Source organism: Amycolatopsis bullii (assembly GCF_014654205.1).
Classification (GTDB): domain Bacteria; phylum Actinomycetota; class Actinomycetes; order Mycobacteriales; family Pseudonocardiaceae; genus Amycolatopsis; species Amycolatopsis plumensis.
In genome coordinates this window covers 1-22,277 of sequence record NZ_BNAW01000038.1, presented here as the reverse complement: position 1 = coordinate 22,277, position 22,277 = coordinate 1, and the positions used below count along the sequence as shown (strand labels likewise).

20 protein-coding genes are annotated in these 22,277 nt (G+C 71.7%); 10 read left to right on the top strand and 10 right to left on the bottom strand.

Going from position 1 to position 22,277, the window contains the following annotated elements:
- Positions 1-52 precede the first annotated feature (52 nt).
- The gene (locus IE317_RS31590; RefSeq protein WP_191315017.1) at positions 53-1,276 is read right to left on the bottom strand and encodes a M50 family metallopeptidase; all 1,224 of its coding nucleotides are present in this window, start codon (positions 1,274-1,276) and stop codon (positions 53-55) included.
- A gap of 3 nt (positions 1,277-1,279) precedes the next feature.
- Positions 1,280-2,482, bottom strand: a complete 1,203-nt coding sequence (dxr, locus tag IE317_RS31585; protein ID WP_191315016.1) for a 1-deoxy-D-xylulose-5-phosphate reductoisomerase — start codon at positions 2,480-2,482, stop codon at positions 1,280-1,282.
- Positions 2,483-2,576: 94 nt separating this feature from the next.
- On the opposite strand from dxr, the gene IE317_RS31580 reads away from it, so the two are divergent.
- From IE317_RS31580 to IE317_RS31570, 3 genes are all read left to right on the top strand, one after another.
- The gene (locus IE317_RS31580; RefSeq protein ID WP_043786955.1) at positions 2,577-2,834 is read left to right on the top strand and encodes a DUF2631 domain-containing protein; all 258 of its coding nucleotides are present in this window, start codon (positions 2,577-2,579) and stop codon (positions 2,832-2,834) included.
- A gap of 25 nt (positions 2,835-2,859) precedes the next feature.
- The gene (locus IE317_RS31575; RefSeq protein ID WP_191315015.1) at positions 2,860-3,519 is read left to right on the top strand and encodes a peptidylprolyl isomerase; all 660 of its coding nucleotides are present in this window, start codon (positions 2,860-2,862) and stop codon (positions 3,517-3,519) included.
- Positions 3,520-3,636: 117 nt separating this feature from the next.
- Positions 3,637-5,436 carry a hypothetical protein gene (locus tag IE317_RS31570; RefSeq protein WP_191315014.1) on the top strand — a complete coding sequence of 600 codons (1,800 nt, stop codon included), beginning with the start codon at positions 3,637-3,639 and terminating at the stop codon, positions 5,434-5,436.
- Between the two features lie 61 nt (positions 5,437-5,497).
- Here IE317_RS31570 and IE317_RS31565 read toward each other — a convergent pair whose 3' ends face one another.
- Positions 5,498-7,267: an MFS transporter gene (locus IE317_RS31565; RefSeq protein ID WP_191315013.1), complete on the bottom strand. Its 1,770-nt coding sequence runs from the start codon at positions 7,265-7,267 to the stop codon at positions 5,498-5,500.
- A 282-nt stretch (positions 7,268-7,549) separates the two neighbouring features.
- On the bottom strand, positions 7,550-8,998 hold the full coding sequence (gene pdxR, locus IE317_RS31560; protein ID WP_191315012.1) for a MocR-like pyridoxine biosynthesis transcription factor PdxR: 1,449 nt from the start codon (positions 8,996-8,998) through the stop codon (positions 7,550-7,552).
- Positions 8,999-9,026: 28 nt separating this feature from the next.
- Between pdxR and IE317_RS31555 the strand changes: the two genes are divergently transcribed.
- Positions 9,027-9,809, top strand: a complete 783-nt coding sequence (locus tag IE317_RS31555) for an L-histidine N(alpha)-methyltransferase (protein ID WP_191315011.1) — start codon at positions 9,027-9,029, stop codon at positions 9,807-9,809.
- Between the two features lie 88 nt (positions 9,810-9,897).
- Here IE317_RS31555 and IE317_RS31550 read toward each other — a convergent pair whose 3' ends face one another.
- Positions 9,898-13,143 carry a tetratricopeptide repeat protein gene (locus IE317_RS31550; protein WP_191315010.1) on the bottom strand — a complete coding sequence of 1,082 codons (3,246 nt, stop codon included), beginning with the start codon at positions 13,141-13,143 and terminating at the stop codon, positions 9,898-9,900.
- Positions 13,144-13,383: 240 nt separating this feature from the next.
- A complete protein-coding gene (locus tag IE317_RS31545) occupies positions 13,384-14,112 on the bottom strand; it encodes an alpha/beta fold hydrolase (protein WP_191315009.1) in 729 nt (242 codons plus the stop codon).
- Positions 14,113-14,158: 46 nt separating this feature from the next.
- On the opposite strand from IE317_RS31545, the gene IE317_RS31540 reads away from it, so the two are divergent.
- The 3 genes from IE317_RS31540 to IE317_RS31530 all read left to right on the top strand — a co-directional run bounded on the left by IE317_RS31540 (position 14,159) and on the right by IE317_RS31530 (position 17,135).
- A complete protein-coding gene (locus IE317_RS31540; protein WP_191315008.1) occupies positions 14,159-15,412 on the top strand; it encodes a cytochrome P450 in 1,254 nt (417 codons plus the stop codon).
- Positions 15,412-16,305 (top strand): LysR family transcriptional regulator, encoded by an 894-nt coding sequence (locus tag IE317_RS31535; protein WP_229903020.1) that lies wholly within the window; start codon positions 15,412-15,414, stop codon positions 16,303-16,305. Before IE317_RS31540 ends, IE317_RS31535 begins: the two co-directional genes overlap by 1 nt.
- Before the next feature lie 83 nt (positions 16,306-16,388).
- Positions 16,389-17,135 (top strand): SDR family NAD(P)-dependent oxidoreductase, encoded by a 747-nt coding sequence (locus IE317_RS31530; protein WP_191315006.1) that lies wholly within the window; start codon positions 16,389-16,391, stop codon positions 17,133-17,135.
- Between the two features lie 17 nt (positions 17,136-17,152).
- Here IE317_RS31530 and IE317_RS31525 read toward each other — a convergent pair whose 3' ends face one another.
- Both IE317_RS31525 and IE317_RS31520 read right to left on the bottom strand, forming a co-directional pair.
- Entirely contained in the window at positions 17,153-17,965 is an 813-nt protein-coding gene (locus tag IE317_RS31525; protein WP_191315005.1) for a carbon-nitrogen hydrolase family protein, read from the bottom strand.
- Positions 17,962-18,741, bottom strand: a complete 780-nt coding sequence (locus IE317_RS31520; RefSeq protein ID WP_191315004.1) for a DUF1295 domain-containing protein — start codon at positions 18,739-18,741, stop codon at positions 17,962-17,964. Before IE317_RS31520 ends, IE317_RS31525 begins: the two co-directional genes overlap by 4 nt.
- A gap of 30 nt (positions 18,742-18,771) precedes the next feature.
- Here IE317_RS31520 and IE317_RS31515 point away from each other — a divergent pair, with 30 nt between their 5' ends.
- A complete protein-coding gene (locus tag IE317_RS31515; RefSeq protein WP_191315003.1) occupies positions 18,772-19,983 on the top strand; it encodes a threonine synthase in 1,212 nt (403 codons plus the stop codon).
- Here the strand turns inward: IE317_RS31515 and IE317_RS31510 are convergent.
- Positions 19,980-20,333: an arsenate reductase family protein gene (locus IE317_RS31510; protein WP_191315002.1), complete on the bottom strand. Its 354-nt coding sequence runs from the start codon at positions 20,331-20,333 to the stop codon at positions 19,980-19,982. The genes IE317_RS31515 and IE317_RS31510 overlap by 4 nt on opposite strands.
- A gap of 53 nt (positions 20,334-20,386) precedes the next feature.
- Between IE317_RS31510 and IE317_RS31505 the strand changes: the two genes are divergently transcribed.
- Complete coding sequence (locus IE317_RS31505) at positions 20,387-20,980, top strand: TetR/AcrR family transcriptional regulator (RefSeq protein ID WP_191315001.1); 594 nt, start codon at positions 20,387-20,389, stop codon at positions 20,978-20,980.
- Positions 20,977-21,600, top strand: coding sequence for an enoyl-CoA hydratase/isomerase family protein (locus IE317_RS31500; protein WP_191315000.1), 624 nt, complete (start codon positions 20,977-20,979; stop codon positions 21,598-21,600). The genes IE317_RS31505 and IE317_RS31500 overlap by 4 nt, the downstream gene beginning before the upstream one ends.
- Positions 21,601-21,909: 309 nt before the next feature.
- Here the strand turns inward: IE317_RS31500 and IE317_RS31495 are convergent.
- Positions 21,910-22,277, bottom strand: a 368-nt coding sequence (locus IE317_RS31495; RefSeq protein WP_191314999.1) for an HNH endonuclease signature motif containing protein, incomplete at its 5' end; no start/stop codon positions are given.

Genomic DNA, 22,277 nt, shown 5'->3' with positions numbered 1-22,277 from the left:
ACGGCGGGTATGAGGCACAAGAGAGGGGCGGGAACCCCTCCGTGGCCCGTCGCTACTGCAGCCGGATCGGATTGACGATGTCCGCGGTCACTGTGAGTAGCGTCACCGCACCGCCGATGAGCACCAAGACCATCGTGATCCCGGACAGCCTCGTATAGTCCACCGGGCCGCCGGCCGCCTTGCCCCGCCGGGCGCGGATCCAGTCGCGGACGCGCTCGTACCAGACGACCGCGATGTGTCCGCCGTCCAGCGGCAGCAGCGGCAGCAGGTTGAACACGCCGATGAAGAAGTTCAGGCTGGCCAGCAGGAAGAAGAACAGCACCCAGATGCCCCGCTCGACGGCCTCGCCGCCGATCCGGCTGGCGCCGACGACGCTGACCGGGGTGTCCTTGTCGCGTTCGCCGCCGAAGATCGCGGTGACGACGGCCGGGATGCGCTCGGGGAACTGCACGAGCCGCTGCGCCGTCTCGGCGAACATCGTGCCGGTGAAGCTGACCGTGGCGCCGACCGCGGCGACCGGGCCGTACTGGACGGTCGGCGGTTCCATCTTCGGGGAGGCGCCGATCATGCCGACCTCCTTGACGTTCTCGCCGTTCCAGCGGGGCACCTTCGGCACGTCGACGACGAGCCACAGCTGCTGGGTGCCGCGCTGCACCTCGAACACCGTCTTGCCGCTGGTGGCCTGCACGGCGGTGAGCATCTCGTCCCAGGTCGCCACCGGCTTGCCGCCGACGGCGAGCACCCGGTCGCCGGGCCGCAGCCCCGCCGTCGCCGCCGGGGTCAGGGCCTCCTTCGGGCAGGGGGCGTTGGCCTGGGCCTCGGCCTGTTCCTTCGACAGCGTCGGGCGGGCGCAGGAGGTCGAGTCCAGCACCGGAACGGTCGGGCCGGCGTTGAGGTTCGGCAGGCCCATGGTCACGGCCATCAGGTAGAGGACCACGAACCCGAGGATGAAGTGGGTGATCGACCCGGCCGACATCACGACGGTGCGCTTCCAGGTCTTGAACCGCCACATCGCGCGCGGCGCCTCGTCCGGGGTCACCTCGTCGAGCGCGGTCATGCCGGCGATGTCGCAGAACCCGCCGAGCGGGATCCACTTCAGGCCGTACTCGGTCTCGCCGCGGCGCCACGAGAACACCGTGGGCCCGAAGCCCACGAAGTACCGGCGGACCTTCATGCCGAAGGCCTTCGCGGTGAACATGTGGCCGGCCTCGTGCAGTGCGACCGAGACACAGATCCCCAGCGCGAAGAGCACCACACCGATGATGTAGGCGAGCACCCGCTACTTCCCCTCGATGATCGAACCGGCCCGCGCACGAGCCCAGCGCTCGGCCGCGAGAACGTCCTCGACGTCGCGTGGTTCGCGACGCCATTCGTCGGCGGCTCCCACCACCTCGGAAACAGTGTCCACTATCGACGTGAAGCTGGTGTTCTGCGCCAGGAACGCCGCCACGACCTCCTCGTTCGCGGCGTTGTAGACCGCGGGCAGGCAGCCGCCGACGCCGCCGCAGTGGCGGGCCAGCTCCACGGCCGGGAAGGCCTCGTCGTCCAGCGGCTCGAACGTCCAGGTCGCGGCCGTGTCCCAGGTGCACGCGGCGGCGGCGCCGGGCACCCGATCGGGCCAGTGCAGCGCGAGCGCGATCGGCAGCCGCATGTCGGGCGGGCTGGCCTGGGCGATCGTCGAGCCGTCGGCGAAGGTCACCATTGAGTGCACGATCGACTGCGGGTGCACGGTGACGTCGATCTTCTCCGGCGCGATGTCGAACAGCAGGGCCGCCTCGATCAGCTCCAGGCCCTTGTTGACCAGGGTGGCGGAGTTGATCGTGATGAGCGGACCCATGGACCAGGTCGGGTGCGCCATCGCCTGCTCGACGGTGACGCCGGCCAGCTCCGCGCGCTTGCGGCCGCGGAACGGGCCGCCGGAGGCGGTGAGCACGAGCCGGGCGACTTCGCTGTCCTTCCCGGCCCGCAACGCCTGCGCGATCGCGGAGTGCTCGGAGTCGACCGGCACGAGCTGCCCGGGCTTGGCGGCGGCGAGCACGAGCGGCCCGCCGGCGATGAGCGACTCCTTGTTGGCCAGGGCCAGGGTGGCGCCGGTGGCGAGTGCTTTGAGCGTCGGCTCGAGGCCGCGGGAGCCCGGCAGGGCGTTGAGGACGGTGTCGACGGGAACGGCGTCGATCAGCTCGGTGACGGCGTCGGAGCCCGCGAAGAGCCTCGGGAGCTTGAAGTCGCCTCGGGCGTACCCGCGCTTCTGGGCCTCGGCGTACAGCGCGAGCTGGACGTCTTCGGCGGCCGTGGCCTTGGTCACGGCGACGGCGTCGACACCGTGGGCGATCGCCTGCGCGGCGAGCGCGGCCGGATCGGCCCCGCCCGCGGCGATCCCGGCCACCCGGAACAGGTGCGGGTTGCGCGCGGCGACGTCGAGGGCCTGCACGCCGATGGACCCGGTCGAGCCGAGCACGAGAACGCTTCGCGAGGTAGTCATCGCCGGTCATTGTCGCGCGGGGCGTCTCCGCGGCGCACCCGGAGGTGTGGGATCATCGGCGGGTCCGAGGTTCACGGGGTTTGAGGAGTTCATCGTGGCAGGCAAGGCGGTCGAGAAGAGGCGGCCCGAGGTCGACCCGCGCGACGAGCCGTCCGCGGCCTGGGGCTGGCACGGCTCGTTCCCGAAGGCCACCCGCATCGCCGGCTGGGTCAGCGCGATCATCCTGCTGGTGATGATCAAGGGCAACCACGAGAACAACACCGAGAACGTCTGGCTGGTCGGCTTGGCGGCGTTCCTCGTCCTGCTGCTGGTGCTGGACATCCGCAAGCAGCGCACGGCCTGGCGCAAGTAATTCGTCATTCGCTAACGTCCCCGGCATGAAGCTGCGCTGGGGACTGGCTCTGCTCGCTGTGCTGGGTGCCCTGGTGGTGCCTGCCTCTCCGGCCTCGGCTTCGGTGCCGCTGGTCCGGTGCGAGTTCACGCCGACGCCGTCGAACCCGGCGGCCCGTCCGGTGGTGCGTCCCTCTTCTGTGGCGTTGACCCGCGGAACGGTCGATGTGACGTTCCGCTTCAACTACGGGCCGGTGACCGTGCGGCTGGACCGCGCCGGGGCTGCGCCGTGCGCGGTGCACAACATGGTCTCGCTGGTCCTGCAGCGGTTCTACGACCGGTCGCAGTGCTGGCGACTGTCCAACTCCGCTCGCCTCGGGGTCCTCCAGTGCGGGGACATCTACGAGGTCGAGAAGGGCGGGCCGGGGTACAAGTTCCCGGACGAGGTCACGGGCACCGAGACTTATCCGCGCGGGACGATCGCCATGGGGAACCAGGGGCCGGGGACGAACGGGTCGGAGTTCTTCATCGTGCACTCGTTCGCGAACATCCCGGCTCATTATTCGGTGATGGGGCGGGTCATCCGGGGGATGTCCGCGATCGACCGGATGGTGGCGGACGGGATCATCCCGACCGATCCGAACGGGCCGCTCGATGGGGCACCGGCGCACCCGGTGAAGATCCAGCGCGCTACCGGCGGCTGCTAGATCTCATTTCGGGTATTCTTCCTCAACGCTGCCGTGTCCTGGCGGGCTGATATCTCTGCCCTCGTTTCCGGCCAACCGGTCGTGCCATCGGGGTAGCCGGTGGCTGAGCATGACAGGGTGGACCGATTTCCGCGCGTGACCGATCGCCCCGCTGAGTCCGGGGCGCGGGCCGGGCAGGGTGGGGCGCGAAAGAAAGCCAGTTCCCCGGTTCCGGCAGCGCAGATTTCGCCGCTGGACCGTAAGGTGGTCGTCGCCCTTCAACGCGGTGTGGGAAACCGGGCCGTGTCGAGCCTCCTCGGCACCACGCCGGCTGTCGCGGCGGCATCGGCACCGGCTGGCCTGAGCGTCCAGCGTCACCCACCACCGACGAGCGCCGCGACCAGCAAGGCCGACAAGATCAATTGGACGGTCAAGTCGATCGCCAAGCAGAAGAGGCTGATGACGCTGCCCGACCCCTCCTGGGGACCCGGTGCGCTGCACCACAAGATTTCCAAGGAGACGCTGAGCGGCATCGTCGATGACGACGGCCTGCGACTCGTGCTCTCTTACAACGCCTCGGCCGGCACTCCGGGGCGTGCCGGTGCCCGGGAGTTCTGGGAGGCGTGCTGTGACGTCGCCGGCCCCGAGGTGGTCGGGGAGGCGGCCGGTAACCCCTACAAACTCCTGTGGAACATGGCGGTCAACCTGTCGGTGGGACCGCCGAGCCCGGTCGGCGACCCGGGGATCGGCTTCGACGCCGACACCGAACCGGACCCGGACCGGCCTCAGCAGCGAAAACTGGATCAGGTGTCCGCTCATCTGAAGAAGCTCGAGGACGTCTACTTCCGGCTGAAAGCTCAGCCCGTCGTCCACGACGATGACTGGCGAGAGATGACCGGACACCTTCGAGCGGCCCAATCAGCGCACGCGGGGCTCGACGGCGTCCTGACCGCTCCAAAAAAAGAGCAGTGGAAGCACGACAAGAAAACCAAGCAACACCACCGCAAAGGGCTGCGCTGGTGGCCGGGCAGCAAAGGCGGTGCGATGCTGTTTCACCAAGACCGGGAGAAGCCGGAGGATATCCAGGGGTACGCGTCGAGCGATAAGCCCGTCGCCAAACAGACAGCCACCTCGGCCGGGGGATTCTCCCTGACGCTGACCGTCGACGAGGCGGCCGTCCACCATATTTGCCAACGCCACACCTACCGGCACTTCGACTTCGGCCAAGCCAAGGCGGTCAACAACTTCTGGCCACCGAAAATGGATTTCAGCACGGCGACGGGCAGGGTCCGCGACACCCTTCCCGATATCACCCGGATATGCCTGGAAGAATTGATCGCCCGCGAATCCACGGGATCCACTGACTCCTGGATCGGGCAAGAAGTCAAGCTGAAGAACTGCGCCGCCGGCGGTTACACGGTCTTCTGCACCGCTGTCATCCGCGAGGCCGAGGGCAAGACGAGCCGGGGAGTCGTCAAGACGATCGCGCCAGACGGCGACAGTGGTCATGCCTTCCTCGCTTCGCAGCTGGCGAAGATCGCCCGCCGTTTGGGGATCGAGCCTGCCCGCGGTCCCCAAGCGGCCGCCGCCCCGGGTCCCCAAGCGGCCGCCGCCCCGGGCCCCCAAGCGGCCGCCGCCCCGGGCCCCCAGGCGGCCGCCGCCCCGGCTCCTCGGGCGCCGTCCGGTCCAGCGGCCACGACGGTCGTTGCGGATTTTCAGCTCAAACGGAAGTGGCATCAAGAGGGCACGGCGCTAACGGGTACGTCCGTTCCGGCACCGCCGGAGGTGCTGAACGCCGCCAAGAAGGATCTGCTGGACCACGGTGACCACGTCAAGATCAACGGTGTCGTCTACACAGTGACCGTGGTCCGCGTCGGGCCGGCAAAGACAGACCCGGTCCACTCCGCGAGCGTCACCCAGTCTCCGAGCGGGACGTAGCGCTCGGCAGGATCAAAAGAAAGCCGGGTGCCACCCGGCACCCGGCTTCCCTGCGGCACCTTCAGCGTTCGCTCGACGGCGACACCAGTTCGCTCGGCCCGCTGCCCGACTCCCCGGCCACCGCGGCCAGTTCTTCGCCCACCGACTCGCCGTCCGGCGTGCGATTGCTCTTCGTCAGCAGCGACGCCACCGCACCGATCAGGCACACCACGATCGCGAACCCGAAGGCCACCGCCAGCCCCGACTGGAACGGGCCCGAGATCAGGTTCGGGAAGAAGCTCCGGCCGGTCAGGAACGACGCCTGGTCCGGCGGCAGCGACGCCAGCTGGCCACCGAGGAGCTGCTGGATCGGGTTGTAGCCCAGGAACGCCGCGAACAGCACCGCCACCGCCGGGAGGTTCGCGATCTGGGCCGCCGACGCCGCCGGGACGCCGTGTTCGGTCAGGCCCGCACTCATCGTCGACGGCAGGCTCGAAGACAGGCCCGCGATGATCAAGCTGAAGAAGAAGCCGATCGACAGGACCATCGCCGCGTTCTGGAAGGTCGTCATCATGCCCGCGCCCGAGCCCCGGGCGTCGGCCGGCAGGCTGTTCATCACCTCGGCGCGGTTGGGCGAGGAGAACATGCCCATGCCGATGCCGTTGACGAGCAGGATCGCCGCGAACGCCCAGTAGTCGAAGTTGACCGGCAGGATGATCAGCAGCAGGAACGTGATCGCCGTGATCAGCAGGCCGCTCGAGGCGAGCAGGCGGCTGCCGATGCGGTCCGCGAGGATGCCCGACGTCGGGGCGGCGAGCAGGAAGCCGACCGTCATCGGGAGCATGTAGATGCCCGCCCACAGCGGCGTCTGCTCGAACGTGTAGCCGTGCTGCGGGAGCCAGATGCCCTGCAGCCAGATGATCAGGATGAACTGCAGGCCGCCGCGGCCGAGGGACGCCGTCAGGTTGGCGACGTTGCCCCAGGTGAACGAGCGGATCCGGAACAGCGACATGCGGAACAGCGGGTTGTCCACCTTCGACTCGATGACCACGAACGCCACCAGCACCGCGAGCCCGCCGATCAGGCAGGTCAGCACGAACGGGCTGCCCCAGCCGGTCGGGGACGAGCCGTAGGGCTGGATGCCGTAGGTGATGCCGATCAGCACGGCGATCAGGCCGACGGCGAAGGTGATGTTGCCCCACCAGTCCATCCGCGCGTGCTTGCGGACGCCGGTGTCGTGCAGCTTGAGGTACGCCCAGATCGTGCCGATCACGCCGAACGGCACCGAGACGAGGAAGATCAGGTTCCAGTCGACCGGCGCGAGCACCCCGCCCACGACCAAGCCGAGGAACGAACCCGCGATGGCCGCGACGCCGTTCATGCCGAGCGCGAGCCCGCGCTGGTTGGCCGGGAAGGCGTCGGTGAGGATCGCCGAGGAGTTCGCCATCAGGAAGGCGCCGCCGACGCCCTGCACGATCCGCCAGCCGATCAGCCACAACGCGGCGGCGTCGCCGTCGAACCAGGTGACGGCCAGCATGATGGAAGAAACGGTGAAGACGGCGAAGCCGAGGTTGTACATCCTCGCGCGGCCGTACATGTCGCCGAGCCTGCCGAAGCTCACCACCAGCACCGCGGTGACCACGAGGAAGCCCATGATCATCCACAGCAGGTAGCTCGTGTTGGCCGGTTCCAGGGGGTTGATGCCGATGCCCTTGAAGATGTCGGGTAGCGCGATCAGCACGATCGAGGAGTTGATCGTGGCGATCAGCATGCCCAGCGTCGTGTTGGACAGCGCGATCCACTTGTACCGCGGCCCCAGTTCCGCGATCGAATACGTCCGGCGTTGCGCCACTGTGCAACCTCTCTGCTCGCCCAGTCCCTTAGCTAGGCTAAGCAACTTGCTTGCGTATGGCAACCAACAGCGCGGATCGCCTGGGAGAGCATGATCACAGTCGCTTGATTGTCCTTTGAGGACTGTTTACCGGACGGCCTTTGCCGGACGGGTTGTCCACAACTCTCCCGAACAGGGCAGGGCTGTGGACAACCCCCGTGCGCGGGCCCGGAACTGTCGGCGCTCTCCGGTAACGTTGAAATCGGGGATCCCCCTCACGGCGAGGGCCTTCGCACGCCCTCATCAGGGCCGCACCAGCCGCCCCAGCACGGCCACACCCTCGGCGATCTCCGTCGCCGTCCGCGCCGCATACCCCAGCACCAGCCCCGGCCGTCCCGGGCGTTGCCGGTGCCACGACAGCGGCTGGACCTTCACCCCCTCCGCCAGCGCGGCCGCCGCCACCGCAACGTCGTCCACCTCGGCCTCGAAGGTCACCGTCAAGTGCAGCCCGGCCGCCGCGCCGTGGACCACCGCGCCCGGCAGTGACGCCGACAACGCCTGGATCATCGCGTCCCGGCGACGGCGGTGGCGCCCGCGCACCACCCGCAGCTGCCGTTCCAGCTCGCCCGTCTCCATCAGCCGGGCCAGCACCAGCTGGGCCAGCACCGCGTTCCCCAGGTCGGCGAACCGCTTGGCGGCCACGAGATCGGCGAAGAACCGCGGTGGTGCCAGCAGCCAGCCCACCCGCAGCGCGGGCGCCAGCAGCTTCGACACGCTGCCCATGTAGCACACCTCCGGCAGCATCGACCGGACCGCGGGCACCGGCGCCCGGTCGTACCGGTGCTCGGCGTCGTAGTCGTCCTCGAGCACGATGCCGCCGTCCGCCGCCCAGCGCAGCAGCTCCCGGCGCCGCGAGCCGCCCAGCACCACGCCCGTCGGGAACTGGTGGGCCGGCGTCAGCAGCACCGCGGGAGCGTCCAAGCCGGCGACCTGCACGCCGTCGTCGTCGACCGGCACCGGCGGCGTCGCCAGGCCGCAGTGGTGCAGGTGCTGGCGGGCGCCGAGCGACCCCGGGTCCTCGACGGCCACCGCGGCCACGCCGTGCTGCCGCAGCACCTCCCCCAGCAGCGTCAGGGCCTGCGCCACCCCGGACACCACGATGATCTCGCCCGGGTCCACCCGGATGCCGCGGTTGCGGGCCAGCCAGCGCGACACCGCCAGCCGCATCGACGGCGCACCGCGCGGGTCGCCGTAGCCGAAGTGGGACGGCTCCAGCTCCTCCAGTACCGCCCGCTCGGCACGCAGCCACGCCGCCCGCGGGAACGCCGTCAGGTCCGGGACGCCCGGCGTCAGGTCGATCCGGGCCGGCGCCGCGCGGACCGCGTCGAAGACTTCCGCGCCGGGCAGCGGCGTGATCACTTTCGCAGGGAAAAAGTCCGGCGCCGGGGACGGCGGCAGCACGGGCGCGGCGACGATGACCGTCCCCGCCCGGCCGCGGCCCGCGGCGTGGCCGTCGTCGATCAGCCGCTGGTAGGCCTCGGTGACCACCCCTCGCGAGACGCGCAGCTCGGCGGCCAGCACCCGGGACGCGGGCAGCCGGCCGCCGATCGGGAGCCTGCCGTCGGCGACCGCGGCGCGCAGCTGCCCGGCGAGCCAGTCCGCGAGCCCGCCCGGCGGCGCCGACCGGACGTCCAGCTGGAGGAAGTCCGACCCTATGGATCCCTCCGCAGACGTGGTTTTGGCTCTGTCCATCGGACCATTGTCGCAGGACGCTGGACTCATGGACACCGCTTACGTGCACGGATACGCCGAACCCGAGACCCGCCGCCTCGGCGACCAGGCCGACACCCTCGCCGACCTCCTGCACGCGGGCACGGCCTACCCCGCCGGCTCCCGCGTGCTCGAGGCCGGCTGCGGCGTCGGCGCCCAGACCGTCCACCTGGTGGCCCGCAGCCCCGGCGCGCACCTGACCGCGGTCGACGTCTCCGCGGCATCGCTGCGGGAGGCGAAAGCCCGGGTGCGCGGTGTCGACTTCCGGCAGGCCGACCTGTTCGACCTGGACGGCGAATACGACCACGTCTTCGTCTGCTTCGTGCTGGAACACCTGGCGGAGCCGAAAAAAGCCCTCGCGCACCTGAAGACCCTGCTGCGGCCCGGTGGCACGATCACGGTCATCGAGGGCGACCACGGTTCGGCGTTCTTCCACCCGCGCAGCGAACACGCCCAGGCCGCGATCGACTGCCTCGTCCGCCTGCAGGCCGACGCCGGCGGCGACGCGCTCATCGGCCGCCGCCTCCACCCGCTGCTGACCGGCGCCGGGTTCGGCGACGTCGGCGTGGCACCGCGGACCGTCTACGCCGACGCGTCCCGGCCCGCGCTGGTCGCCGGGTTCACCCGCGACACCTTCACCGCGATGGTCGAAGGCGTGGGCGAAACCGCCGTCGCCCGCGGGCTGATCACGCCGGACCGCTGGGACCGCGGCGTCGCGGACCTGCACCGGACGACCCGCGAAGACGGCACCTTCTGCTACACGTTCTTCAAGGCCACCGGGAGCAGGCCGTGAAGCCCCGGCCCCGGCTCGCGGGCAGCACCGACGTCGTCGACCGCGACCTCGAACGGCTGGAACACGACCTGGCCACCCTCGAACCCGGCTACCCCGCGACGCACTCCAAGGCCGTCAGGTGGTTGCGGACGCGGATCGCGCCGGGCACGCGCTCCCCGGCGTAACAGGCCAGCGCGCGTTCCCAGTGTTCGCGCGCGGCCTCCGGCTCGCCGAGTCCATTGTGGACTTCGCCGAGCCCGCAATGGGCCCGGCCCTGTTCGGGACGGCAGCCCGTTTCCTTGGCCACGGCCAGTGCTTCGCGGTGGTACCGCAGCGCGTCCGCGGAGGCACCGCGCGCCGCGGCGAGGCTGCCCAGGCTGTTGAGCACGCGGGATTCCACACCGCGGTCACCGCATTCGCGGGCCAGGCTCAGCGCTTCTTCGAGGTGCCGGGCCGCTTCCGCGTGGCGGCCCTGCGCCAGCCGCACGTCGCCGAGGTGCTTCAGCGCGACACTGCGGTTGGGCGGGCTGCCGGTCTCCTGCGCGATTTCCAGCGCACGCTCCAGGTGTTCCGCGGCTTCGGCGTACCGGCCGCGCGCGTGCTCGACGTCGCCGAGGATGCCCAGGGCGTACCCCTCGCTCACCCGGACGCCCATGGCGCGCAGGTGCCCCAGCCCCTCTTCGATCACCCGGACCGCTTCGTCGTGCCGGCCCAGCGCCGACAGCGCGTCGCCCAGGTTGACCAGCGCGTAGCCCTCGCTCGTGCGGTCGGCGATGTCGCGTGCCAAGGCGAGCGCCTCTTCCAGGTGGCCGATCGCTTCGCCGTAGCGGCCGATGCCGCGGCAGGAACAGCCGAGCACCACCAGGACCAGGCCCTCGCTGGTGCGGTCGCCCGTCTTCCTGGCCAGGGCCAGCGCTTCCGTGGAGTACCGGATCCCGTCGGCGAACCGGCCCAGCGCGCGGCACACGAGCCCCAGCGTGTTGACCGAGTGGATTTCGGTGCGCCAGTCGCCGGTCTCCCGGGCCAGCACGAGCGCCTCCTCCAGGTACCGCAGGGCCTCCGGCGACCGGCCGACGCGCCAGTGGCCCAGCGCGATCAGGATGAGCGGTTCGGCCTCGGCCGCCCGGTCGCCGGCGTGGTGGGCCAGCGCCGAGGCGTGCGTGTGCAGTACCAGCGCTTCCTCGTGGTAGCCGCCGACGTCGAGGTAGTGCCAGAGGATCCCGGACAGCAGCCGCAGGTGGTCGGGCCAGCCGTGCCGCGTCGCGTGCGCGGCGACCGCCAGCAGGTTGCGGCGCTCGGCCTCCAGCCACGCGGGCGCGTCGAGCACCTTGACGTCGGGGTCCGGCACGCGCGGCCGCAGGTGCCGCTCCTGGGGCAGGACGACGTCCATCGCCTGCCCGGCCGAGGCGACGTAGAAGTCGAACAGCCGCTGCTGTGCCTCGTGGCTCTCGGCCGGGTCCCCGGCCGCGAGTTCGGCGGCGTAGACGCGCAGCAGGTCGTGCAGCTGGATGCGGTCGTCGCCGGTCTGCTGGGCCAGGTGGGCGCGCACCAGGGCGCCGGCCAGCCGTTCGGCCTCCGGCAGCGGGACCCCGGCGAGCGCGGCCAGCGCGGGCGGCGTCAGGTCGCGGCCGGGGTGCAGGCCGCAGAGCCGGAACACGCGCGCGGCGTCGGCCGCGAGGTTGCGGTAGGACCAGGAGAACACCGCACGGACCGCGGTCAGCGGGTCGCCGCCGCCGTCGAGCAGGTCGAGCCGCCGCCGTTCGTCGGCGAGCTCGTCGGCGAGCGCGGCCAGCCGCTCCCCCGGGCGGCTCAGCGCCAGCTCCGCGACCAGCCGCAGGGCCAGCGGCAGCCGGGCCGCGTAGCCGATCAGCGCCGCGGCGGCCTCGGGTTCGTCGTCGACGCGCGGGCCGAGCAGCGCCCGCAGCAGGTCACGGGCCTCGGCCTCGGTGAGCAGGTCGACGAGCACCCGGCGGGCGCCGTGCCGGGCGACCAGCCCGGGCAGCGCGTCCCGGCTGGTCACCAGCACCAGGCAGGTCGGTGAGCCGGGCAGCAGCGGGCGGACCTGCCCGACCGCGTTCGCGTTGTCCAGCACCAGCAGCATCCGCCGCCCGGTGAGCGCGGTGCGGAACTTCGCGGCGCGCTCGTCCGGCTCGGCGGGGATGTCCGAGCCCGCGACGCCGAGAGCGCGCAGGAACCCCGACAGCGCGTCACCCGGGTCGACCGGCCGGACCGTGCCGTAGCCGTGCAGGTCGAGGTAGAGCTGGCCGTCGGGGAACTCCCCCGGCACGCGCTGCGCCCAATGGACGGCGAGCGCGGTCTTGCCGACCCCGCCGGTGCCGGAGAGGACGGCGATGCGCGCACTCGTGTCGCCTTCTTCGCGACGCAGCAGGGCGTCCAGCTCGGCCAACTGGGCGGCGCGGCCGCGGAAACCGGGCACGTCCGCGGGCAGCTGGGCCGGCACCCGGGCCGGCGGCTCCGGCGCGGCGAAGTCCTGCCGCAGCACCTGCCGCTGGGCCGCCCGCAGCTCGGGACCGGGTTCCAGGCCGAGCTCGCCGGCCAGCCGCCGGCGCACCTCGTCGAAGACGTCCAGCGCGGCGGCCTGCCGCCCGGACGCGGCGAGCGCCAGCATCAGCTTGGCGTGCGCGGACTCGTTCAGCGGCTCCTCGGCGGTCAGCACCCGCAGCTGCACGGCCGCGTCTTCCGGCGCGGCGACCTCGGCGTAGGCCAGCACGGCCTTGGCGCGCCGCATCGCCAGCCCGAGCCGGGCGGGGTGCTGACGCAGCCGTTCGACGTCGGCGAGCGCGGGGCCGCGCCAGAGGTCGAGCGCCTCGGCGTAGGCGTCCCGCGCGAGAAGGGCTTCGAAGCGCAGCAGGTCGAGCTCGTCCTCGCCGGCCGCGAGCCGGTAGCCGCCCTTGTCCGTGACGATCAGGTCGGCGGGCCGCAGCGCCCGCCGCAGCCGCGCGACGTAGGTGTGGAGCAGCTCCAGGCACGACGGCGGAGGCTCGTCCCAGATGACGTCGACGAGGTCCTCGCGCCGGACGGTCCGGTTCGGCTGCAGGGCCAGCAGCGCCAGCAGCAGGCGCTGTTTCTCCGCCCCGATCTCCACTTCTTCGGTACCGCGCGTCACCGTCAGCGGGCCGAGGACGCCGAGCCGCACGGGCTCCGGCGGGGCTTCGGCGAGCGCTTCCCGCAGCCTGCGGGCCGTCTCCGGCCGGGGCCGCCGGACGCTGCCGAGCTCGGCGTTGCGCACCGCGCGCAGGCTCACTCCCGCCCGCTCGGCGAGCTGCGCCTGGGTGAGCCCGGCGAGCACGCGGCGGTCCCGCAGCCATCCGGCGAACGACGGGCCTTCGTCCACAGGCGTCCTCTCCTGCGTCCCCCGAGCGGAACGTACCTCTCCAGCATCACGATCGTGCCGCCCGAGCTGTACCACCGATCGGCGAAGATAACCGTTTCCGCAGGTACGGACGGTGACGGCGGCGGGGAACGGGAGTACAGGCGCTCGTCCACCGCCCTTTCCTAGGCTGTTCGCGTCCGATGGTGGCGAGGGGTTGGCGGAGCAGCCGTCGAGTGGGGTACGACGGCTGCACCCGCTGCTTCACACCCCGAAGCGCTCGAGCAGGGCCCGCACGGCGGCCGGGTCCTCGACGTGGGCGTTGTGCCCGAGACCGGCGAGCGTGACGGCGCCGGGATCGAGCGCCCGCAGCTGCTCCGGACGGCTCATCGGATCGTTCTCGCCGGCGGCGAGCACGACCGGGCAGCGCGCCCCGGCCAGCAGGGCCGGCATGTCCGGTGCGCCGAGGCCGAACGCGGCCGGGTCCATCGCGAGGCGCCAACCTCCCTCGGTCTCGCGAAGCCCGGCCGGGTCGGCCGGCGCGATCCCGAGCAGCCCCGACACCTTCAGGTACGCCTGCTCGGCGTCCACCCGCGTCGCGAACACCCGCGGTGGCTTGGCCGCGAAGGACGCGGCGCGGTTCAGGTCGTCCTGGCTCCACTCGACCTTCACGCCGAGGGCCAGCACGCCGTCGACCTCGACGCCGTACCGGCCGGACGCCAGCTCCAGCGCGAGGACACCGCCGAGCGAGTGCCCGGCGACGATCAGCGGCCCGCCGTCCGGCAGCGCACGGGCGACCGCCTCGGCGAGCGTGGCGAAGCTGTAGTGCGGCAGCGGCGCGGACGGGCCGTGGCCGGGCAGGTCGGGCACCAGGACGCGCCGGTCGAGCTGGACGGCGAAATGGTTCCAGACGGCACCGGTCGCGCCGAGGCCGTGCAGGAGGAGGACGGCCGGTTCGCCCTTGCCGCCGATGCGCATGTTGAGCGTGTCCATCCGCGCAGCCTCCCAAATTGTCGGTGGGCGCGGCTAGGGTCGGGCCGTGACGATCACCGATCCGGACACCTACGTGCGAGGTGTCCCGTACGAGGAGCTGGCGCGGCTGCGGCGCGCCGGCCCGGTGGTGCGCGTCGACGACTTCTGGGCCGTGCTCGGGCACGCCGAGGTGCGGCGGGTGCTGCGGGATCCGGCGGTGTTTTCCTCGCAGCTCGGCGGGACGCAGATTCGCGACGCGGCCGACCTCGCGTACGTGCGCCGGATGATGCTGAACATGGACCCCCCGGAGCACGGCCGGCTGCGCGGGCTGCTCACGAAGGCGTTCACCCCGCGCGCGATCGCGAAGCTCACTTCGCAGATCGAAGGCTGGGCGCGGGACCTGGTTGCGGCGGTCGCCGATCGCGGGGAGTGCGACTTCGCGGCCGTGGCGGCCGATCTCCCCCTGGTGACGCTGGCCGGGGTGTTCGGCGTGCCGGAACAGGACCGGCGGCTGATGTACGACTGGAGCAACCGGGTGATCGGCTACCAGGACGCCGAGTACGCGGTCAGCTCGACGGTGTCCCTCGCCGAGGTGAGCGACCTCGCCCGGGCGGCGCTCGCCGTCCGGCCGTCACCGGGGCCGGACGGGTCGATGCCGGACCCGCGGACGCGCGCGGGCATGCCCGATCTCTACGCGTACGCGAACGCCCTCGGCGAGTACAAGCGCGAGCACCCGGGCGACGACGTGATGAGCAACCTGATGCGGCACGTCGGCGACGACGGCGGCCGCGTTTCGCTCGCCGAGTTCGAGAACCTGTTCTGGCTGTTTTCCGTGGCGGGCAACGAAACCCTGCGCAACGGCCTGCCCGGTGGCCTGCTCGCGCTGCTCTCGCACCCCGCGGAATACCGACGGTTGCTGGCCGACCGGTCGCTGCTGCCCTCGGCGGTCGAAGAGATGCTGCGGTGGTGGACCCCGGTGATGCACTTCCGGCGCACCGCCGCGTCCGACGTCCGATTGTCCGATGTGGACATTGCGGCCGGGGACAAGGTCGTGGTGTGGTTCTCTTCCGCCAACCGGGATCCTGCGGTGTTCCCCGATCCGGACACCTTCGACATCGGCCGGACGCCGAACGACCACCTGACCTTCGGCCACGGCCCGCACTTCTGCCTCGGCGCGCACCTGGCGCGGGTGCAGCTGCGGGCGATGTTCGACGCGGTGCTCGACCTGCTCGGGTTCGTGGAGCTCGCCGGAGAACCGGTGCGGCTGCGGTCGAACTTCCAGAACGGCCTCAAATCGCTGCCGATCCGGTGGGCCGTCTGATGGAGATCCGCGAGCTGAAGGCGTTCGTCGCGGTCGTCGAGGCGGGCGCGATGTCGAAGGCGGCCCGGCAGCTGCACGTCAGCCAGCCGGCGCTGTCCCAGACGATCACGGCCCTCGAGCGGCGGCTCGGCGTCCGGCTGCTGGTGCGCACGAGCACCGGCGTCCAGGTCACCGACGCCGGGACGACACTGCTCGGCGAGGCCCGCGCGGTGCTGGCGCGCCACGACCAGGCACTCGCGGCCATGGCCCGGCACACCGCGGCCGGCGGCGGCGTGCTGCGCGTCGGCGTCCCGCTGGAACTGCCGCCGGACCTGCTGCCTTCGGCGCTCGCGCGGCTCCCCGACACGCGGGTGCAGGCCCGGCACCTGTCGTCGGTGGCGCAGGTCGCCGCGCTGCGGGCCGGTGAGCTGGACGTCGGGCTGGTCCGCGAGCGCCCGGCCGGACCGGACCTGGACGCGGTGCTCGTGGTGACCGAGGACGTCGGCGTCCTGCTGGCCGCGGACCTGGCCGAGAAGCTGGGCTCGCCGGTCCGGCTGGAGGACCTGGCCGGCCTGGAGTGGTTCGCCTTCCCGCGCGCGGGCAGCCCGGCCTGGTACGACGAGCTGGCCGCGATCCTGCGCAGTCACGGCCTCGACGTCGGCCCGGAGGTGCCGGAGGAGCAGCGGCTGATCGTCGAGCTGAAGATCCCGGCGGTCAGCGCGGGCGGGGCGTACGCGTTCGCGCCGCCCGAGTGGCCGTACCCGCTGCCGGACACCGTCCGGTGGGTGCCGCTGGCCGGGAACCCGATCGTCCGGCGGACCTGGGCGGTGTGGCCGGCGACGTCGCGGCGGCGGGACGTCGCCGAGTTCGTCGCGGCGCTGGAAGACCATCGGCGGAACGGATCGGAGGTATAAGGAGGGCCGAACCCGGTTCTGGAAGCCTTCTCCGGGAGATCTCGCTTGAACCCTTCGACCGAGAATTCGAAGGAGTTTGAACGATGACTGCAGAACTGTCCGGGTCGACGGCACTGGTGACCGGCGGGACGAGCGGGATCGGCCGCGCGACGGCGGTCGCACTGGCCGGGCTGGGCGCGCACGTCGTGCTGTCGGGCCGGGACGCCGGGCGCGGCGCCGAGGCCGTCGCGACCATCCGCGCGGCGGGCGGCAAGGCGGACTTCGTCGCGGCGGACCTGACGGACGCCGCGTCGGCGCGCGCCCTCGCGGACCGCGCGCGGGAGCTGGGCGGGCCGATCGACGTGCTGGTCAACAACGCCGGGATCTTCCCGACCGGCCCGACCGAATCCTTCGCCGAGGCGGACTTCGACGCGGTCTTCACGACGAACGTGAAGGTGCCGTTCTTCCTGGTCGCCGCCTTGGCGCCGGAGATGGCGGCGCGCGGCCACGGCGCGATCGTCAACGTGTCCACGATGGTCGCGGTGCGCGGCATGGCGGGCATGGCGGTGTACGGCGCGTCGAAGTCGGCGATCGAGCTGATGACGAAGGCGTGGGCGGCGGAGTTCGGGCCGTCCGGCGTCCGGGTCAACGCGGTCAGCCCGGGCCCGACCCGCACCGAAGGCACGGCGGTGTTCGGCGACGGCCTGGACGAGCTGGCCGCGGCAGGCCCGGCCGGCCGAGTGGCCTCCCCGGAGGAGATCGCAGCGGCGATCACGTTCCTGGCCACGGGTGACGCGAGCTTCGTCCAGGGCGCGATCCTGCCGGTGGACGGCGGCCGCTTGGCGGTGTGAGCCCTCGCGGGACGGCGTCACTTCAGGAAGGTGACGCCGTCCCGGGGTCGTTCGTCCACCGTCAACGCGAACACGTCCGGCCGCGCGTAGTGCCCCGAGACGTCGAGGCTCTTGCGGGCCTCGACGATCTCCTCCAGGTCGATCTCCGCCGTGATCACGCCTTCCGCGTCGTGCAGCGGGCCCGCCAGCACGTCGCCCAACGGACCCACGATCACGCTGCCGCCGCGGAACGGATCGTCGCCGTCGGCCTCGTACGGGCACGCCGAAACCACGAAACAGCGGCCTTCGTCGGCGATGTGGCGCATCGACGCCTGCCAGACGTCGCGGTCGTCCGCCGTCGGGGCGCACCAGATCTCGACGCCCTTCGCGTACATCGCCGCGCGCAGCAGCGGCATGTGGTTCTCCCAGCAGATCGCCGCACCGGCCAGGCCCGCCGCCGTCGGGACCGCCGGGAGCGTCGAACCGTCGCCGCGGCCCCAGAACAGGCGTTCGCGGGCCGTCGGGACGAGCTTGCGGTGCTTGGCGACCAGCCCGAGGGCCGGGTCGAGGAAGACCACCGTGCTGTACAGCGTCGAGCCGTCGCGCTCGATGACGCCGACGACCAGGGTCGCGCCGGTCCGGGCGGCGAGCGCGGCCAGCTCCGTCGTCTCCGGGCCCGGCACCGTCACCGCGGCGTGGAAGTACTCGGGGAACGGCGTCCGGCCCGGGTAGCCGCCGAGCACCGCCTCCGGCAGCACGACCAGGTCGGCGCCGCGGAGCTCGTCCTCGAACGCCAGCACCCGGTCGATCGGGACGCCGGTGGCGAGCTGCAGCGCGGCGACGACCGTCATCCGCGGACCGGCCACGGGACGACCGCCGACGTCCGCCGCTGGTAGTCGGCGTATTCGGGGTACCGCGACTTCGTGATGCTCTCGGTGAACCGCGTCGAGCCCACGAACAGCAGGGTCAGCAGGACGGCGCCGGCGACCGTCCACTGCAGACCGCCGGCGACGACGCCGAACGCGGCGATCGCCCACCACTGCGCCTGCTCGAAGAAGAAGTTCGGGTGCCGCGAGTAGCGGAACAGCCCGGTCTGCAGGAACCGCGTCGGCGCCCGGCCCGCGTGCTTCTCGCGGTGGAACGCCCACTGCTGCTGGTCGGCGACCGTCTCCCCCACCAGGAAGCCGGCGAACACCACTGCGACGACGACGTCCGCCACGCCGAACCCGCCGGGGTGTTCCAGCGCGGTCAGCGCGGGCAGCGTGATCAGCAGCAGGATCACGTTCTGGTACAGCGAGATGAAGAAGAAGTTGAACAGCTGGAACTGCCACGGCGCCATCCGCTCGCGCAGCACCGCCCACCGGTAGTCCTCGCCGCCGGGCGCGTACCCGCCCTTGCGGGCGAAGTTGAACGTCAGCCGGGCGCCCCACAGCGCCACCAGCGCGAACATCACGTCGAGCCGCGCGTCGGCGAACCCGGCGGCACCGGCGAAGATCCCCACGTAGGCCACCGGCACGATCGACCAGATCCGGTCGACCCAGGAGTACTCCCTGGTCAGCACGGAGGCCAGCCAGGTACCGAGCGTCACCCCGGCGAAGACGAACAGGCACACCCACAGCGCGTCCATGTGCTCACTTTAGGACCTAGGATCGGCGCCGTGCCGTACTCGTTCCTCAGCCACCTGGAATGTTCCCGGACGGGCGAACGCGTGGACGCCGACGCGGTCCAGGGCCTCTCCCCGGCGGGCGCGCCGCTGCTCGCGCGCTACGACCTCGACCGCGTCCGCGAAGCCGTGACTCCGAAGGAGATCGCCGGGCGCGAGCCGACGCTGTGGCGCTACCACGAGGTGCTGCCCGTGCGCTCGGCCGAGCACGTCGTCAGCCTCGGCGAGGGCATGACGCCGTTGCTGCGGCTGCCGCGCTACGGCCGCGAGCTGGGCCTGTCGCGCCTGTGGATGAAGGACGAAGGACTGGTCCCGACCGGCACGTTCAAGGCCCGCGGCGCCGCGGTCGGCGTCTCGCGGGCGGCCGAACTGGGCGTGCGCGGGATCGCGATGCCGACGAACGGCAACGCCGGCGCCGCGTGGGCGCTGTACGCGGCGCGCGCGGGGCTGTCGAGCCTGGTGGCGATGCCGGACGACGCCCCGGCGATCACCATGCGCGAGTGCGTCGCCGCCGGGGCGGAGCTGTACCGGGTGGACGGTCTCATCGGGGACGCGGGCAAGCTCGTCGCGGCGGCGGTCGGGCGGCGACCCGGCGTGCAGGACGTCTCGACGCTGAAGGAGCCGTACCGCATCGAGGGCAAGAAGACGATGGGGTACGAGATCGCCGAGCAGTTCGGCTGGCGGCTGCCCGACGTCATCCTCTACCCCACCGGCGGCGGCGTCGGCATCATCGGGATCCACAAGGCGTTGCTGGAGATGCGGGAGCTGGGCTGGGTTTCCGGTCCGCTGCCGCGTCTGGTCGCCGTCCAGGCCACCGGGTGCGCACCGATCGTCACGGCCTTCGAGCGCGGTGAGCGGGAAAGCAAGCCGTTCCCCGACGCCCGGACGGTCGCCTTCGGCATCACGGTGCCCAAGGCGCTGGGCGACTTCCTCGTGCTCGACGCCGTGTACGCGACCGAGGGCACCGCGATTGCCGTCACCGACGAGGAACTGCTCGCGGCGCAGCGCGAACTGACCTCTTACGAAGGCACCTTCGTCTGTCCGGAAGGCGGAGCGTGCTTCGCCGCGCTGAGGCACCTTCGCGAGTCAGGGTGGCTCGAAGGCGACGAAGACGTCGTCGTGCTCAACACCGGCGCCGGGATCAAGTACCCGGAGACGGTGCCCCTCGACGTCCCGCGCCTGGCCAAGACAGACGCGATCCCTTAGAGGACCGACCGCACCGTTTCGGGGTCGCGGGCGACGACCGTCGTGCCGTCGTCGGCCGTGATGATCGGCCGCTGGATGAGTTTCGGGTGCTCGGCCAGCGCCTCGATCCACTTCGGCCGGTCCTCGGGCGTGCGGCCCCAGGTCTTGAGGCCGAGTTCCTTCGCGACGGGCTCGGCGGTGCGCGTGATGTCCCACGGTTCGAGGCCCAGGCGCGCCAGGACGGCTTCGAGTTCGGCCGCCGTCGGCGGGTCCTCGAGGTAGCGGCGCACGGTGTACTCCGCGCCGGCCTCGTCGAGCAGCGACACCGCGGACCGGCACTTCGAGCACGCCGGGTTGATCCAGATCTCCACGGCGGCAGCCTACCGCGCTGGTTTTGGAGCACGTGTTCTGTTACGGTCGCGCCATGCCCCGCCCCCGCGTCCACGACCTCGACGCGCTCCTCGACGTCGCCGAGCGGCTCGTCGCCTCCTCGACGGAGGTGACGGTCCGTGGCCTGGCGGCGGCCGCAGGTGTCCCGAACGGGACGATTTACCACGCGTTCGGGTCACTCAGCGCCCTGCTGGCCCAGGTCTGGCTGCGCGCGGCGACGGCGTTCCTCGACCTCCAGACCTCGCTCGTGGACCAGGCGGCCTCCCCGGTGGAGGCGGTCGTCGCGGCCGCGGACACGCCCGCGGAGTTCGCGCTGCTGCGTCCCGACGGCGCGCGGATGCTGCTGAAGGTGCGGGGCGATCGGCTGTTCGGGCCGGAGGTGCCCGACGAGCTGGCGGAAGCCCTGCACGCGGTGGACAACCGCCTGGTCGCCCTGCTGGTCCGGCTCGCCCGGCAGCTGTGGAACCGCGGGGACGGCCTGGCGGTCGAGGTGATCACGACGTGCGTCGTCGATCTGCCGACCGCGTTCTTCCGGCGCGACATCACCGATCCGCTGGTGCGGGAAAGGCTGGCCGCCGCGGTGCGGGCGGTGCTGACCGTGCCCCCTCGAGAAAAGGACCGACCGTGACCGTTTCCGTGCTCGATTGGGGCGACGGCGAAAACCGCTTCTCCCCGGACTGGCTGCAGCGCGTCCATTCCTTTTTGGACGGAGTCGAGGGAGCCCTGGTGACCACCGGAGGCGGCAAGTTCTATTCGAACGGCCTTGACCTCGAATGGCTGACCGCCCACGGTGACCAGGCATCCGAGTACGTGGCGGAGGTGCAGGAGCTGCTGGCGCGCGTGCTGACGCTGCCGGTCCCGACGGTCGCGGCGATCAACGGTCACACGTTCGGCGCGGGAGCGATGCTGGCGCTGGCGCACGACTTCCGCGTGATGCGCGCGGACCGGGGTTATTTCTGTTTCCCGGAGGCGGACATCAACATCCCGTTCACCCCGGGCATGGCGGCGCTGATCCAGGGCAAGCTGACCCCATCGGCGGCGATCGCATCGATGACGACGGGCCGCCGCTTCGGCGGCCCGGAGGCGGCGGAGATCGGGTTGGTGGACGAGGTCACGGCCGAGGGCGAGGTGGTGAAGGTGGCGCACGAGCGAGTGGCGGCGCTGGCGGGGAAGGACCGCGGAACGCTGGGGGCGATCAAGGAGACGATGTTCGCACCGGCGGTGGCGGCTTTGCGGGCGGCGGGGTAGGCCTCCGGCCCCCGATATCCAGCTTACCGGGCACCACCGACAGTTTCCGGCGAGCGGCGGGACCGATCGGCGGAATGCGACCGTAGCGGACAGTTCCGGTGAACGACGAGAGCCATCGGCGAAAAGCGACCGCAGCGGGCAGTTCCCGTGAACGACGAGAGCCATCGGCGAATTGCGACCGTGCGGGCAGGTCCGCGCCGTGTCGGCCCGGCATGGGGCGCAGGCGGCGGTTCCTGGGGCTGTCCGGCGGCACACCCGAAGGCACGGGTTTGGGCCCGCAGCCGTTGTGGCTGCGGGCCTGTCCCATGTTCAGGCTGCGAAGGGCAGCGGTTCGTGGAGGTTGTTGCGCCGAGGTTTTCGGCGGCGGTCGATGAACTCTGGGGGAAGGAATTCCGGTAGGCCGTCGGCGGCGATGCGGACTTCCCAGCCCGAGCGGTGCAGCAAGCGGTGGTGGTGGGCGCACATCAGCACCAGATTGCTCAGGTCAGTCGGGCCGCCGTCTGCCCAGTGGCGGATGTGGTGCCCTTGGCAGTGCCGGGGTGGCCGATGGCAGCCCGGGAATGCGCAGCCCCGGTCCCGCAGGAACAACGCTCGCCGCAGCCCCGCGGAGATCAGGCGGCGGAGGCGGCCGAGGTTGAGGGGTTCGCTCTTCGCGCCCAGGACTGCGGGGATGATCA